Source organism: Glaciecola sp. XM2, assembly GCF_018595715.1.
Lineage (GTDB): Bacteria > Pseudomonadota > Gammaproteobacteria > Enterobacterales > Alteromonadaceae > Glaciecola.
Map to the genome: position 1 here is coordinate 140,428 of NZ_JAHEOJ010000020.1, position 15,249 is coordinate 155,676.

Below are 15,249 nucleotides of genomic sequence, written 5' to 3' on the forward strand. Positions count from 1 at the left end.
CTCTTCAAATGCGGCTAATGCACCCAGTGATAATGCTGCGCTTTGTTTTCCATTTGTATACGCGTTTCTTCAGGCATAAATAATTGGTTGTTGCCTTCAAAGAAAAAGGGCTGACGCTGAGTTTTACTGCCTAGCTCATTCATAGTTGTGGTATCAAATATGCGGCCATTGATCACCACATGACTGACATATTCACTGCGTTTAAGATCGCTCAACACATCGCCATCTATTATCGCGATATCCGCCAGTTTACCCACTTCAATACTGCCAATGTCTGCATCCATACCTAGGTGAGTTGCGCCGTCGATGGTACCGCCGCGTATTGCCTCCCATGGGGTAAAGCCCCCTTGCTGCATGATCCACATTTCCCAGTGTGCACCTAAGCCTTCGCGTTGCCCATGAGCGCCAATCATGACCCTAACACCTCTATCACGAAGATGCTTAGCATATTTGGCGACTTCTATATGATTATATTGATTATCGGGAGCGGTTGGTCGGCGTATAGCACGCGCATCAATCATAAATTGTGGCACATAACGAAGTAAGCGCTCATTTTTCCAAACCTCCGTTCGGTCATAATAATATTCTTCGCCCATCAAGCCACCAAATGACACCACAAAGGTTGGCGTATAACCAAACTCCGTGGCTTGCCAAAGTTGCGTTAAATCATCATAGCCTCTGGCGATAGGAATATTATGTTCTAGACCTGTATGGCCGTCGACGATCATCGACATGTTCTGCTGCAGTTTACCGCCGCCCTCAGGCATCACCATCATGTTTAGTTTATCTGCAGCGACTAATACCTGTTGGCGCTGGTCTCGGCGAGGTTGGTTGTAGCTTTTTACTGAAATAGCGCCGTAGTCTTTAAGCCTTTGAACATGATAGTACGCATCGTCATAATCATCGATTATCGCTTTGAAGTTGAGTGCTTCTGCGCCATATAAAATCGTTCCGGTAGAGTAGATCCTCGGGGCTAATAAACGGCCAGCACGCTGCAATTCAGCGGCAGCAAGTATTTCACTGGTATCGTTGGATGGGTCGTGAATGGTAGTAACGCCAAACGCTAAGTTTGATATTTGCTCCCAACTCTGCTGAGGAATGATTTCATTACTGCCTTGAGAGCCGTGTGCATGCGCATCTATAAGTCCTGGAATGATGCTTTTGCCGGTGGTGTCGACTATGCGAGCCCCTTCAGGTATTGAAACTTGCGAGCGAGTGCCTACCGCTTTAACTCGGTTGCCTTCAATTATGACGACACCATCTTCAATCACTTCTTGAATGTTATTAGCATCGCGCATCGTAATTACGGTGCCGCCTTGAAGTGCTAATACTTGCTCAGGCTTGTCAAAGGTTTGTTTAAAGGTGAGATTGATACCTTCCGTTACCGGCTCTGGAAGCGTGGTATTTTCGGCATTTAAGAAATCAAAGGCATCGGTTAGAGAACGTTCAAAAAAGCGAGGGCCGTGAGACCAACCAACGGTGCTGCTATTGTCGCGCCAAGTCATATAGTTACCGGCCCTTGCGGATAGCTGCTTGACGGGCAACGAAGTCATATTAGGGCCTACGGTAATCGTTTTGCCAATCTGGGTGAAGGGCATAACAAAGGTATTGTATTGATAGACGAAGGCTACATGCTTTTTGTCAGGGGACAAACGGTATTCGCTAACTTGGTCTGCCCCATATAAATGCACTTGCTTATCTTCACCGTTTAAATCCACACTTACGAACTGTGTTTCAGGATAGGCCGCAGACACCGACTCTGTGAAATACACTCTTTCATCGCCTGCACTAAAATGCGGTTCAATACCGCTTTTTGATATTCTCGTGGCACTCTGTTGGTCTAGGTCAAGCACATATAGTCCCGGTTCGGTCGAGTACTTAGGGTCGAGTAGGTAACCACCGGTAAATTTACGGTACGCAATTTTGTCACCGCCGATAGAAAAACTCGGTTCAATATAATGCCCAGGGGCTAAGCTCACCACTTTGCCTTTGCCGCCGCGAGCAGATATCACGCGGATTGCTCCTAGCTCTTGGTCATCCCAAGTGGTATATACTATCTGCTTACCGTCATTCGAATATCTTGGATAATATTCGTCATGCTCGTTTTGACGGGTAAGGCGTTTTACGTCTCCCGACTTAATATCCTTGAGATAAAGCTTACCTAAGGCCTGAAACAGCACTGACTTCCCATCCGGCGATTTTTGTGCCCAGCGGATGGCTTTTACATCAAATTCATCTGGTGCCACATCCACTTTAAAGCGCAATGCGTCGGCATACTGCACGGTAGTACTAACTGACAAATCTAATGTATTAAGAGATTTATCCTTTATATTCAGGCGATGAAATTTTCCTGCGGTCCAAAAGATAATGGATTGGCTATCGGGCATCCAATCAAAATACGCAAAATATCCTTCGCTACCAAATCCCTCTTGCATATCTCGTTCTAACTCTAAAAACAGGGGCTTTTCTAATCCTGTCGATAGGTCTTTTAAAAATAGGGCCGTTTTGTTCTTTATGCGACGAATAAAGGCGACGTACTTACCATCTGGGGATGGAGTAGGCACCACTGAGCCGCCGCTGCCTGTAATGAAACGTTCTTCTTCACCTGTTTTACGATCGTAACGTGTGATTGCAAATATATTCTTGAGTGGGTCACGATTGTAGTCAAAGCCTGACCCTGGGGTAATATCGTGGGTGTAATATATAAATTGCCCGTCTGGTGAAAATGCGGGATCGGCGATATTTTGTTGCTCTACTAAACCATTTTCACGGGTTTTTATCGCAATACCGCTGCCGCCTGAGTGATGGTACAACCAGATTTCACCGGCAGGAATACTGCGTGACGAAACAAACCCTTTACTGACAACAATAAACTCACCGTCTGGCGACCATTTTGGTGAGTGAATGAGGTTTTTCTTTTCATGGGTGAGCTGGCGTAAGTTGTCGCCATTGATGTCCATGATCCAAACGTTCGATAAGCCGTCTCGGTCTGATATAAATGCGATTTTCGAGCCATCAGGACTGACTGTAGGGTGAATATTCCAGGCGAAATCTTGAGTCAATGATGTTGCTTCACCGCCATTAATGTCTACGATAAAGATATCGCCGAGCATATCAAATACAAACTGTTTACCATTTGGCATGATGTCTAAACTCGACCATGTGGTCTCATTTGTGTTTATGGTAAGTGTTTGTAACTTAAGGGGTGGGTTAAGCACATCCCAAGTCTCGCTAATAGCTTCGGAGTCGGATGCCAAGTGAGCATCATCATTTGAAACCGCCAATGTTGGTAAAGCCAGTAAAGTGAAAAAGAGTGCAGGTAAAGCAAAAGTGCATGAGCGCATAATATAGGGTTCTTATTGAAACGTTTTGTTAACAATAAGCGTAAAAGAAAAAACTCGCAACTTGGGCTTTCTATTTAGTTAGGCTAACATGTTAGATAGTGTAAATCTTAAGCGCTTGTTTGCTAGGCTCGGTATACAAAACAACGGACGTCATGTCATGAATTTACAAAAAATCCTGTTAAGCGTGGCGCTTATTGCGCTCTACCCTATTTGCAGCAGTGCACAACAAGCAGACTACCTTTCGGCAAAAGAGTCAGACCCGCGCGTTCTTCAATGGATGGTGGGCAGTCCGCCGCCACCCGATAAACTCATTATGCAGCCGCAGTCCAATTACTTTAGCTTTCCTCGGCTGCGTTGGACGGTCTGTCATATTCGTGAGCTTTTGCCGACCAAACAAGTTAGCAGAGGGTTGGGCTCAGCTTCCTCATTTGAGTATGCCTTACTCCCCCAAATTGACGCATTAGAATTTACGCCTTTAGGCAGCAATCAAACCATGACATGGCGCGAGTCTCTAGATGCTAATTACACCGATGGCATGATAATTTTGCACAAAGGTAAAGTCGTTTATGAAAAGTATGCAGGATGTTTAGATGAGCTCCAACAGCATGCCGCGATGTCTATCACAAAATCAATCACCGGATTGTTGGCGCAAATTTTAGTAGCCCAGGGCACGCTTGATGATACTAAGTTAGTTTCCGATATTATTCCTGAGCTAGCAGAAAGTGCGTTTGGTAGTGCCACTGTAAGACAAGTCATGGATATGACCACTTCACTTAATTATAGCGAAGACTATTCTGACCCAAATGCCGATATCTGGATATATTCAGCTGCCGCGAGCCCATTACCTAAACCGCAAAGTTACGACGGGCCCGATGGTTATTTTGAGTACTTACAAACCGTTACGGGTGCGTCAGAGCATGGCAACGCTTTTGCCTATAAAACGATTAACACCGACGCACTTGGCTGGATTGTTTCGCGCGTCACGGGTAAAAATTTAGCTGATTTGTTATCTCAACGCATTTGGCAACAAATAGGTGCGGAGCAAGATGCTTACATGACCGTAGATGGTAAAGGCACACCTTTCGCTGGAGGTGGTTTAAGTGCCGGCTTGCGAGACCTTGCTCGAGTTGGTCAACTAATGCTTAACGGCGGTGAGCTCAATGGGGTGCGAGTTTTTCCAGAAAGTGTCGTCGATAGCATTAAGAGGGGCGGAAATAAGTCTGACTTTGCGAAAGCTGGCTATCGGACGCTTGAAGGGGGCAGCTATCGTAGCATGTGGTGGGTCTTTCACAACGAGAACGGTGCGTTTGCCGCAAGAGGCGTGCATGGACAAACGATTTATGTAGACCCAACCGCCGACATGGTGATTGTGCGTTTTTCTTCTTTTCCGAAGGCAGGCAACGCCGCAATCGATCCCACGTCACTACCGGCCTATCAGGCGGTGGCGGATTACTTAGTTAGCAAACCTTTAGTCTTTTGACGAAAAAATAGCAAATAGGCCAAAAGTCACATTTTAAATCGTGACTTTTTGCACTAACTCGGTCGTGCAAAGATAGCTAAATTACATACATGATTTACTTTATCTGTTTGTAACGCATTGCACTTAAGTGCATCGACTAAGGATTTGCTATGACCTACATTCACTCTACTTTATTTATGATTCATATTTTATTTGGTACCGCCGCGTTGATCTTATTTTGGGTCCCGATGGCGACCAAAAAAGGTAGTCTTAACCACAAAAAGTTTGGAACCGCATATAAAAATGTGATGTATGTAGTGGCTGGAAGCGGCGCGTTGATGGCACTTATTGTGTTAGCCATCCCGCTGCAGATCAAACACGAGTATGCGAGCTCCCCTAATGCTGAACAAATAGCCCAAAGCATTCGTTATTTTTGGCTCTTTCTATTGTACTTAGCGCTTTTGAGCTTTACTTCAACGCGACATGGACAGGCCGTGTTAGACGCTAAAGATGATAGAACTTCACTTCGCACATTCAATTACGTGACGCCGCTTTGGTTACTGTTGTTTGGTGGTGTAGGATGTCTGGTGATGGGCATAGCCCTTGAAAATCCTTTGCACATTGCGTTTGGAGTGCTAGGCATAGTGATTGCAATCGGTATGTTGCGTTATGTTTATAATAATCATGCCGCTAAAGGTGCTTATAAGCTTGAGCATATTGGCGCGATGATTGGTTCTGGCATTGGTGCATATACGGCATTCCTAGCCTTTGGTGCCCGCCAAGTTTTAGAAAATGCCGGTAGCTATCAACTTATTTTTTGGATAGCGCCAGGTATTTTGGGAACCGTATTATCATTTTATCTCACCAACAAGTATGCACGTGTCTTTCGTATCCAAACACCTAAAAAGCAAGATGTGCATCCAGCTTAGCTACATCGTTTCTAAGATAAATTGACGATTTCGAATCCCCATTAACGTGCTGTCGGCCACTTCGCCAATATCAAAATAGCCTGGGCCGGCAGCTTCCAACAATACATATTCAATGCCGTTCTCGGTGACCACTTTATCATTAGGCTTTGGCCTTACTGCAACAGCAAGAAGCGCATGCTTTGGTAGCAATACCATTTTTTGTCTCACTGAGCTGCTGTAGGCGCGCAACAGGGCGGCGAGCAGGGTTGCTTTGCTGTCACAGTCCCCTTTATTTTGTTGTAGTAGATCTTTAGGTGACACAAAGCCTGCACCATTCGAAGAAATACGATTTTCCAGTGTGTCATAGGGAATGCTCTGCAACCAACTTAGGCTAATGGCAATAAACTCTCTTGAGTCGGCGGGATTCACCTGCATTTCTTTTATTGCATCTATGACCGTTTTCAAGCCCGCGGTACTTTGTTGTGCATACTTAGCATGGTCATGCTTGACGGCTTGTTCGTTCATTGGAGACACGTAAGGCGTATAAAACTGCTCATCTAAATATTGTTGTTTTGCTACATTAGCTTTGTTTTGCAGTGCATCTAGTGTTTTTTGTGCCATTGCCTCGTCGGTGCTTTTAACGGTGTACTGTAGTGTACCACTGCGGCGAAATATATTAATGCGCGCTTCTTTAACGTCGTACTCTTGCGCCATTTTCAGAAGAGCGACTTGAACATGGCGTTGCATAATATCGTTACTGAATGCAGGGCGTGTCGCGGGCATGGTATTAAATTGTTCGTTGGGAATAGAGAAATCTAGTTGAAATGTTCTGTCGTTCACACGCCATTGATAACTAAAGTCGTGAGTACCTTGAGCTTGCGTATAGGCAAATTGGGTTTGTTTGGCGGCCGCGACGTTCATCATAGGGAGCAATAAGATAAGCAAGATGAAGCGTCGTTTCATGATTTTATTCCTACACTTCGCTGGGGGTAAACCAATTTAGCTGTTCGTGAAGCTGCACGACGCTGCCCACTATTATTAAGGTTGGTGGCTTAATATCTTGGGTTTGCGGCATATCAACGATGGTGTCTAAAGTGCCGGTTACCACCTTTTGCGATGAACGAGTTGCGTTTTCAACTAGCGCAATAGGCGTACTGCCATCAAGTCCGTGGGCTATTAGCTCCCTGCATATGATGGATAACCCCGTTAAACCCATATAAAAAACAAGCGTATGATGGGTTTGGGCCAGCGCTTTCCAGTTTAAATCAATGCTGTTGTCACGTAGGTGACCGGTGGTAAATGTAACTGACTGCGCATGATCTCTGTGGGTAAGAGGGATACCTGCATAACTTGCCGCGCCGCTAGCGGCGGTAATACCTGGCACCACCTGAAAATCAACGCCTTGCTCTATGAGCGTCTCAATTTCTTCACCACCACGACCAAAGATAAATGGGTCTCCCCCTTTAAGGCGAACAACTCGGTTACCCTCTAGTGCAAGCTTTGCAAGTAATGCATTAATTTCGTTTTGCGGGATGGTATGATTGCTTTTTGCTTTACCTACATAAATTTTCTCTGCGTCTCTGCGCACCAATTCTAAGATATCTTTTGATACGAGTCGGTCATAGACAACAACGTCGGCTTTTTGCATCAAACGCAGTGCTCTAAAGGTAAGTAAGTCTGGATCACCGGGGCCTGCGCCCACTAGATAAACCTGACCGGATGGCTTATTGCCAGCTTTGTAAGCCTCTAGACTTTCCTCAAGCTGTTGTTCAGCCTTTTCTTCATTTCCTTGTAAAACGTTCTCGCCGATATCCCCATCCAACACATCTTCCCAAAAGTACCGACGGTCCGTCACCGAGCCTAATGCACTTTTGACTTTATCTCTAAAGCGCTCTGAGAACCGCCCAAGCAAACTTATTTTACTCGGCAACACCGATTCAAGCTTTTGTCGAATATAGCGAAGTAATACGGGCGCAACGCCACCACTGCTCATAGCAATGATGATGGGACTTCTGTCTACAATAGAAGGGGTGATGAACTTACACAGTGGAGTATTATCGACTACGTTGACTAAGATACCTTGGGAGTGACCTAGGTCATGTACGTGTTGATTCACGTCATTTTTGTCGGTAGCGATGAAGACTAGATTTTGCCCTTTGAGGTCATCATCCATAAACTCGCGATGATGAAGGGTAATATTGTGTTCGTTAATAAGTTGCGCCACGGTATCACTTACCCATGGCGAAACTACAGTTATTTTCGCAGGTGTTTTAAGAATTAATTCCAGCTTACGTGCCGCAACTTCTCCTGCCCCAACAATGAGGCAGTTTATATGTTGAGCATCAATAAATACTGGAAAGTACTTCATAAACTCCTAACAGAACGACCTAGCTGCGCTTTTTACGCTTTGGTGGCTCATCGCTCCAAGGTCTTAAGTTGAGGCGCTGTCCGGCTACGCGAGTCTTTTGAAGCGTCGTTTTAGTATCGTTTCCTAGGCTACTTGGTAGGTCGACTAACGAATAGCTATCATGAATATCGATTGCACCGATATTCTTGCTGCTGATATTTGCTTCATTGGCGATAGCTCCAACAATATTACCCGGCTTAGCGCCGTGTACATATCCCACTTCAATTCTAAAGCGTTGCATACCTTCTTCAGGCTTGCCGCGAGGTCTGGCGTTTGACTCACGCTTGCCTTTACCACCGCCGCGTTCACTTTTACCACGTGGCGCGCCGCGCTCAGCTCGCTCTTTGAATTTAGGCTGTGCGTTTAGGTCAACTTTCTCATTCTCATTAAGCAATAAGGGTTCATTACCTTGTGCGACCTTGGCAAGTGCAGCCATAACGCGCTCAGGCGAAGACTCTGATGTCTCCATGATTGATTCAACGATAGGAATGTATGTTTCGATGCTGTCATCATTTAATGCGTCAAGCACACTGTTCTTGAAGCGGTCTAAGCGTGATTCATTAAGCTGCGATATTGAAGGGATATCCATTTTTTCAATAGGTTGTTTGGTGGTTTTTTCAATGGCAAACAACAAACGCTTTTCACGATGCGAAATAAACAAAATAGCATCGCCAGCACGACCAGCTCGGCCAGTACGACCTATTCTGTGCACATAAGACTCAGTGTCGTATGGAATATCATAGTTGATAACATGGCTTACGCGCTCAACATCAAGTCCACGCGCGACCACATCAGTGGCAACCAATACATCGATTTTACCCTGCTTTAAGCGCTCAACCGTGCGCTCCCTAGCGCTTTGTTGAATGTCACCGTTTAGTGGCTCAACATCATGTCCGCGCGCACTTAGCTTTTCAGCTAGTTCAAGGGTTGCTGTTTTGGTGCGCACGAAAATAATCATGCCGTCGAACTCTTCGACTTCCATAATACGCGTGAGCGCTTCTAATTTATGATGGCCTGCAACTTGGCAATAGCGTTGACGAATAGTACTAGCGGTACTCACTTTTGACGCAATCTTGATGTGTTGTGGGTCTTTCAAATAACGTTTGGTTATTTTTTTGATGGCATCAGGCATTGTTGCCGAAAAGAGCGCGGTTTGGCGCTTCTCTGGTGCATGCGACAGAATTAACTCAACGTCGTCAATAAAGCCCATGCGTAACATTTCATCTGCTTCGTCGAGCACAAGGAATTTTAGCTTATCAAGCTTGAGCGTTTTACGTTTTATATGGTCGATGATACGACCGGGTGTTCCTACCACAACCTGCACACCGCGTTTTAGCTGGCGGATTTGATTGTCATAAGATTGACCGCCATAAACAGGCAGTACTTTGATTTTTTTAGAGAAGCTTGCATAGACTTGAAATGCTTCTGCAACTTGGATCGCCAGTTCGCGAGTAGGAGCGAGCACTAACAGCTGCACAAACTGCTCGTCTGGGTCAATATTCGATAGCATGGGCAGTGCAAAAGCAGCGGTTTTTCCGGTACCGGTTTGCGCTTGCCCTAAGAGGTCGTTACCCTCTAATAGTAAGGGTATGCATTTGGCTTGAATGGGGGATGGCTTTTCGTAGCCGACCTTTTCAAGCGCTTGTAATATGGCGTCTGGTAGATTGAGGTCTTTAAAGGTGATGTCGACAGTGTCGGTCATTGTGAATCCTGATATTTACATAAGAAGAGGCATTGCAGAGAGGATGCGGGCGCCGTGATTACATATTATATTAGATATTGCGCTTTTATACCATTAAACTTATTGCAGTTAGGCGGGTTTAATGTGTAAATATAGTGTTATTGTCACCGAAGGTAGATTAAAGGGAGATTTCGATGAAAATCAAAGGTCACATGAATAGCAAGTTATTAGCGCTAGGGAAACTGGCTGGAGCCGGTTTATTAACCCTGAGTTTAGTCGCATGTTCCGGTAAAACCGCCGATGAACATATTCAAGAAGCATTGGTGTTTGCTGAGCAAGGAGATAATGCTGCCGCTATCGTAGAATTGAAAAATGCGGTGCAACAAGAGCCAACACTCGCATTAGCGCGATATGAACTAGGTCGCATTTATTTGCAAACAAATGATTTTCAATCGGCAGAAAAAGAACTATCGCGTGCGCTTGAACTTGGCTACCCGGCCGACCAGATTATTCCCATGCTAAGTGAAGCATATCAGCGCACGGGGGCAAATGTTGCTTTATCAGAGCTTGATTTAGAAGAGCTTAGCTTAACCCCTGAACAACGCATGGAAACGAACTTCCGCAAGCTACAGGCGCTTTTACAATTAGAAAAAACTGAGGAAGCCCGAGCGTTGATAGAGCAAGCCGCTACGGAAGAATCTACCTCAGTATTTAAAGGCTTGATTGCCGCGCATGAGAACGTGCTAGACAGTGATTTTGCCGGTGCATTAGCACAAGCACAGGTGTTGTATGAGGCTGCACCGTTAAATCGCGACGTACTTTCGTTTACCGCACGCCTATATATGCTCAACGACCAACCAGAGCAAGCTGCATCAATGTATGAAGACTATGTGAAGGTGGCGGTTGATGACATACAGGCCAAATTTGCGTTAGCAAACATGCTCGTTGAGCAAGGCCAAATGTCTAGAGCAGAGGTTTATGTAGATGAGTTAATGGCAGTAAACGATACCAACCCACTTTTAAATCAACTTAAAGGCGTGATCAGGGCTGCGGACAACGATTATGCCAATGCGTTAGCCTTTAGTGAAAAAGCAATTCAAGCGGGCCGGAACGATCCAACCATACGTCTCGTAGCGGGTTTTTCTTCCTATCAATTAGGTGAGTTTGAAAAAGCGGTAGGGCATCTTTCATTTATTGCCTCGTTATTGCCTGATGGCCACCCTGGACTAAGAATTTTAGCTGCGAGTCAATTACAAACTGACATGAATGCGGATGCCGGTGAGGTGCTTTCGCGCATTGACAATGTATCTGCAGCGGACGCCAGTTTGTTCTCACGCGCCGGATTTGAGCTACTTCAAGAGGGCGATGTAGATGCCGCTCGTCAAATTATTGAGCAGGCAGATAAAATCAGCGAAAGTGCTGATGACCTTACACGCTTAGGTGTACTGAAGTTATCGCTCAATGATATTGAGGGTCTGATTGACTTACAACAAGCTGTTGAAAAAGCCCCTGAATCGGTGACTGCAAGAACAACCCTTGCCTCGGCGTATTTAAGCACCGAGCAATACGATAATGCAATGGACCTAGCGAAAGAATGGCAGCTTAATGCTCCAAACGATGTTGAAGGTTATTTGTTAGAAGTTGAAGTGCACCAAAGACTTGAAGCATTTGATGAGGCTACTGAGGTCCTCTCGAAGGCTGAGGCGCTTGCGCCTAACAATACCGCTGTGTCGGTTTCTAAGATCCGACTGCTTTTGCGTCAAAACAAAACTGAAGAAGCGGAGGTCGCAACCAATGAGTTGCTTGCAATAGAGCCAACAAATGTGACCGGGCTCGCCAGCTTTTTCGCAATAAAACAGACCCAAGGTAACGTTGAACAGGGGCTTGTTCGTCTGCAACAAGCATACGACAGTGACTCAAGCAATCCTTCGATAGCGATTTTGGTGGGTAGAGCAGCCTTAGCTGCAAATGACCCGACCTTGAGTGCTCAAGTGCTAAAAAGTATTACTCCTAACCGCTCAGCACCGAGTGAATATTGGCCGCTAAATGGCGCAGCCTTGCTACGCAATAATCAAGTGGATGAAGCGCTAAGTCATTATGAAACATGGCTTGATCTATACCCGATGCAGCAAGACGCTGCCTTGGGACAGTTACTTATCCTTGATGGTCAAGGACGTTTTGAGCAAGCGCTCAATTTGACGAATGACTTCTTGGCCCGCAAAAACGATTTGCAAATGACCTTTATGCAGGCTTATTTTTATGCCATGAACAGAGATTTTGTCAGTGCAAAGGCTCGACTTGAGCAGATTGAAGAGCGTTATCAACCCCTACCGTTTTTGCGCGGAGTGAAAGCTCGGGTAGCTTTGTCTGAAGGTCGTGCAACCGACGCTATCGACGATGCTTTAGCCGCTTATGAACAAAGCAAAAGCACGAATAACGTATTTTTGTTGGTAGAAACATTCCGTCAAGCGGGTGACGAAGAGCGTTTATATGAGATTCTGAATCAACATATGGCGGAGCGTCCTAATGATCTAAGAGCCAAAATGGTCTTGGCTGAAATACAGATTGAACGAGATTCTAACTCTGCTATTGAGACATATACCGCGATGTTAGAATCAACCCCTAACAACTTTGTTGTGCTCAATAACTTAGCCTATTTATTGATGCAGGATGGCGATCTCGCAAACGCTGAAGAATATGCACAACGTGCGTATGGCATACGTCCAGACAGCGTACCAACGGCAGATACTTATGCTCAAGTGTTAGTCAAACAAGCTCGATATGAAGATGCGGTTGAGATCTACAACAAAGTCATGAGTGACGACGTTCAAAACGAAGAAATTGTACTCAACTATATTGATGCACTTTTTCGTAATGGCTCTACGGTTATCGCCAAGAGACGCCTCGAGGAGCGCACATTTGCCGACCCTGAGTCACTGTCTCGTGTAGAGGCCATTAAAGCTGAGTTTAACTTGTAGTAAGCACAATTTAACCCATTCACTGGCCCGTATTTTTCGGGCCAGTTTTGTCTTAGGTGAACAAAAAACAACATGCTAGAGCAAATGCACAAGGGCCTGATCAGGCTTCGCCATAATAAAGCGTTTGAGCTTTTCGTTATCGCCGTAATTATTGTTTCTGCCCTAGAAATTGGTGCAAAGACCTTTCCTTTGAGTCCAACTGGCGTGTTGATTACCCAGTATATGGATGTATTTATCACCATGTTTTTCTTAATCGAAATCACTATTCGATTTATTGCAGAAGAACGAAAAAAGGACTTTTTTAAATCTGCTTGGAACGTATTTGACACTTTGGTGGTAGTCATCAGCCTGATCCCAATTGATGAGTCGGAGATGGCCTTGTTGGCGCGACTAATTCGCATCTTTAGGGTACTTAGGATGATATCCATCGTCCCTGAGCTCAGAGTGTTGATCAACTCTTTGTTAATTGCATTACCGCGCTTAGGTTACGTTGTGCTCCTAATGTTTATCATTTTCTATATTTACGGCGCAATCGGGTCGTTTTTGTTTAATGAAATTAACCCAGTATTGTGGGGCAATATCGCCATTTCGATGTTGACGCTCTTTAGGGTAATGACCTTCGAGGATTGGACCGACATCCAGTACGAGACCATGGAGGTGTATCCGATGAGCTGGATTTTCTACATCACCTTCATCTTTTTCACGGCGTTTGCTTTTTTAAACATGGTGATTGGTATTGTAGTAGGCGTTATGGAAGAGGAGCATACGAAGGAACGTGAGAAAGGTCAGCCCTCTTTGGCAGATATACAGCAGCAAATTGCACAGCTTTCGCTGCAATTACAAACGCTTCAAGAAAGTAAATCGGAAGTTAACCCTGCTCCCGCAGGAAATAAAAAAGGCACTTAATCACTTAAGTGCCTTTACGATGCTGCGATATTGATTATGAGGCTGGTTGTCCAGCCGGGGCTAATGCTCGGTTAATCGCAATAAGATCGTCTTCTGTTAGCGTACCAGCCGATTGCTTGAGGCTGATGATTGATGCTATGAAAGTGTATCTCGCGTCGGCTAGATTACGACGAGCGTCGAACAAGTTACGCGTGCTGTTTAACACGTCTACAATCGTACGTGTGCCTACATCAAAACCTGCTTCTGTTGCCTGTAATGCAGACTCCGCAGATACCACGGATTGCTCAAGTGCGCGTATGGTAGAAATAGAGGCTTTCACATCGTTAAATGAACTGCGCACTAAGCGCACTGTTTGGCGATATGTTAATTCTAAATTCTCACTTGCCACGACGTAGTTCGCTCTTGCGCGTTCTGTGCTAGCAGAGACGATTCCGCCTTGATAAATCGGTACATTCAACGTAATACCTACACTGCGACTGTCAAGCGCAGGCGGTTCGTTGATGATAGGGTCAACAGCCAGACCGGTTGTTGGGTCGATTCGGTCAATAGTGGTTTCTGACCGATTATCATTGATATCGTAAGAACCACGTAAAGCTAAGGTTGGATAATACCCAGAGCGCGCAATGTCGATATCTTCTTTGGCAATGTCTTTAGCAAATCGTTGCGCCAATAACGCTAAGTTGCTATCGGTGGCGGTTTCTAACCACTGATTAACGTCTGCTGGTTGCGGTTGCACCGCATCAAACTTTTGCGTGTCGAGTACAAAAATGCGGTCATGGTACTTACCCGTGATTTCACGAAGCTCTTCTAAACGCAGCTCAACTAGGTTTTCAGCACGAATTTGTCTTGCGACTGTGTTATCGAAGTTAGCCTGAGCTTCATGCACATCAGTGATTGCGGTGAGGCCGACTTCAAAACGCTGCTGAGTTTGCTCGAGTTGTCTTTCAATGGCACGAAGCTCTGCTTTTACGAAAACTACGTTATCTTGTTCACGCAGCACCGCTAAATATGCATTAACGGTTCTGGCCATAAGACCTTGAAGGGTAGATGCTAGTTGCGCGTCGCTTTGTTGTGCCACTAATTCCGCGCGATCTAAGTTGACCCAATTTGCGTGGTCATACAATGACATTGTTAAATCAATACCGTAGTTTAAGGACTGAGAATTATTATCCCCTCGGATGTCAATAACTTGGCTTTCCCCAACAAATTGTTGGTCAAACAGCTCTCGAGAAGAATCGCTATATGAGACGCTACCTGTAATTTGAGGTAAAAGAGAGGCGCGAGAAATGTCTATACCCGTATACGCTGCATTTTTTTGAGCTTCAGCGCGATTAATCAGTGGGTCGTTCTCTAGTGCCAATTGATACACTGACATCAGATCGTCTGCGAATGCATTTGCAGATAGCGTGGCACCGATTAATAAGGTTAATAAGGTTTTTTTCATTGGCAAACGCCCTAATATTAAATTTGAGAATATGATCTTGTTGCGATTAGTGTAGTTTATACATGCATAATGTCACAGCAATTGCATGTAAGAATTTGCGCGCAAGTGTAACAGAATGTAAT

Annotated in this window: 9 protein-coding genes; 4 read left to right on the forward strand and 5 right to left on the reverse strand. The window is 45.1% G+C overall.

The window, feature by feature from the left end; genetic code table 11:
* Positions 1-14: 14 nt before the first annotated feature.
* Entirely contained in the window at positions 15-3,344 is a 3,330-nt protein-coding gene (locus KJ365_RS05330) for an amidohydrolase family protein (protein WP_214450600.1), read from the reverse strand.
* 157 nt (positions 3,345-3,501) lie between these two features.
* Between KJ365_RS05330 and KJ365_RS05335 the strand changes: the two genes are divergently transcribed.
* Positions 3,502-4,824 carry a serine hydrolase domain-containing protein gene (locus KJ365_RS05335; RefSeq protein ID WP_250884043.1) on the forward strand — a complete coding sequence of 441 codons (1,323 nt, stop codon included), beginning with the start codon at positions 3,502-3,504 and terminating at the stop codon, positions 4,822-4,824.
* A gap of 149 nt (positions 4,825-4,973) precedes the next feature.
* Positions 4,974-5,732, forward strand: coding sequence for a hypothetical protein (locus tag KJ365_RS05340; RefSeq protein WP_214450601.1), 759 nt, complete (start codon positions 4,974-4,976; stop codon positions 5,730-5,732).
* On the opposite strand, the gene KJ365_RS05345 is transcribed toward KJ365_RS05340, so the two are convergent.
* From KJ365_RS05345 to KJ365_RS05355, 3 genes are read right to left on the reverse strand one after another with little or no spacing between them, the layout of a single operon-like run.
* Positions 5,733-6,674, reverse strand: coding sequence for a hypothetical protein (locus tag KJ365_RS05345; RefSeq protein ID WP_214450602.1), 942 nt, complete (start codon positions 6,672-6,674; stop codon positions 5,733-5,735). It abuts the gene before it with no gap.
* Positions 6,675-6,684: 10 nt separating this feature from the next.
* Positions 6,685-8,079: a siroheme synthase CysG gene (gene cysG / locus KJ365_RS05350; protein WP_214450603.1), complete on the reverse strand. Its 1,395-nt coding sequence runs from the start codon at positions 8,077-8,079 to the stop codon at positions 6,685-6,687.
* Positions 8,080-8,098: 19 nt separating this feature from the next.
* The gene (locus KJ365_RS05355; RefSeq protein ID WP_214450604.1) at positions 8,099-9,820 is read right to left on the reverse strand and encodes a DEAD/DEAH box helicase; all 1,722 of its coding nucleotides are present in this window, start codon (positions 9,818-9,820) and stop codon (positions 8,099-8,101) included.
* A 173-nt stretch (positions 9,821-9,993) separates the two neighbouring features.
* On the opposite strand from KJ365_RS05355, the gene prsT reads away from it, so the two are divergent.
* Together prsT and KJ365_RS05365 are read left to right on the forward strand one after the other, a co-directional pair.
* On the forward strand, positions 9,994-12,777 hold the full coding sequence (prsT, locus tag KJ365_RS05360; RefSeq protein ID WP_214450605.1) for an XrtA/PEP-CTERM system TPR-repeat protein PrsT: 2,784 nt from the start codon (positions 9,994-9,996) through the stop codon (positions 12,775-12,777).
* A 72-nt stretch (positions 12,778-12,849) separates the two neighbouring features.
* Positions 12,850-13,683, forward strand: coding sequence for an ion transporter (locus KJ365_RS05365; protein ID WP_214450606.1), 834 nt, complete (start codon positions 12,850-12,852; stop codon positions 13,681-13,683).
* Positions 13,684-13,717: 34 nt separating this feature from the next.
* Here KJ365_RS05365 and tolC read toward each other — a convergent pair whose 3' ends face one another.
* Positions 13,718-15,127: an outer membrane channel protein TolC gene (gene tolC, locus KJ365_RS05370; protein WP_214450607.1), complete on the reverse strand. Its 1,410-nt coding sequence runs from the start codon at positions 15,125-15,127 to the stop codon at positions 13,718-13,720.
* Between the last annotated feature and the right edge of the window lie 122 nt (positions 15,128-15,249).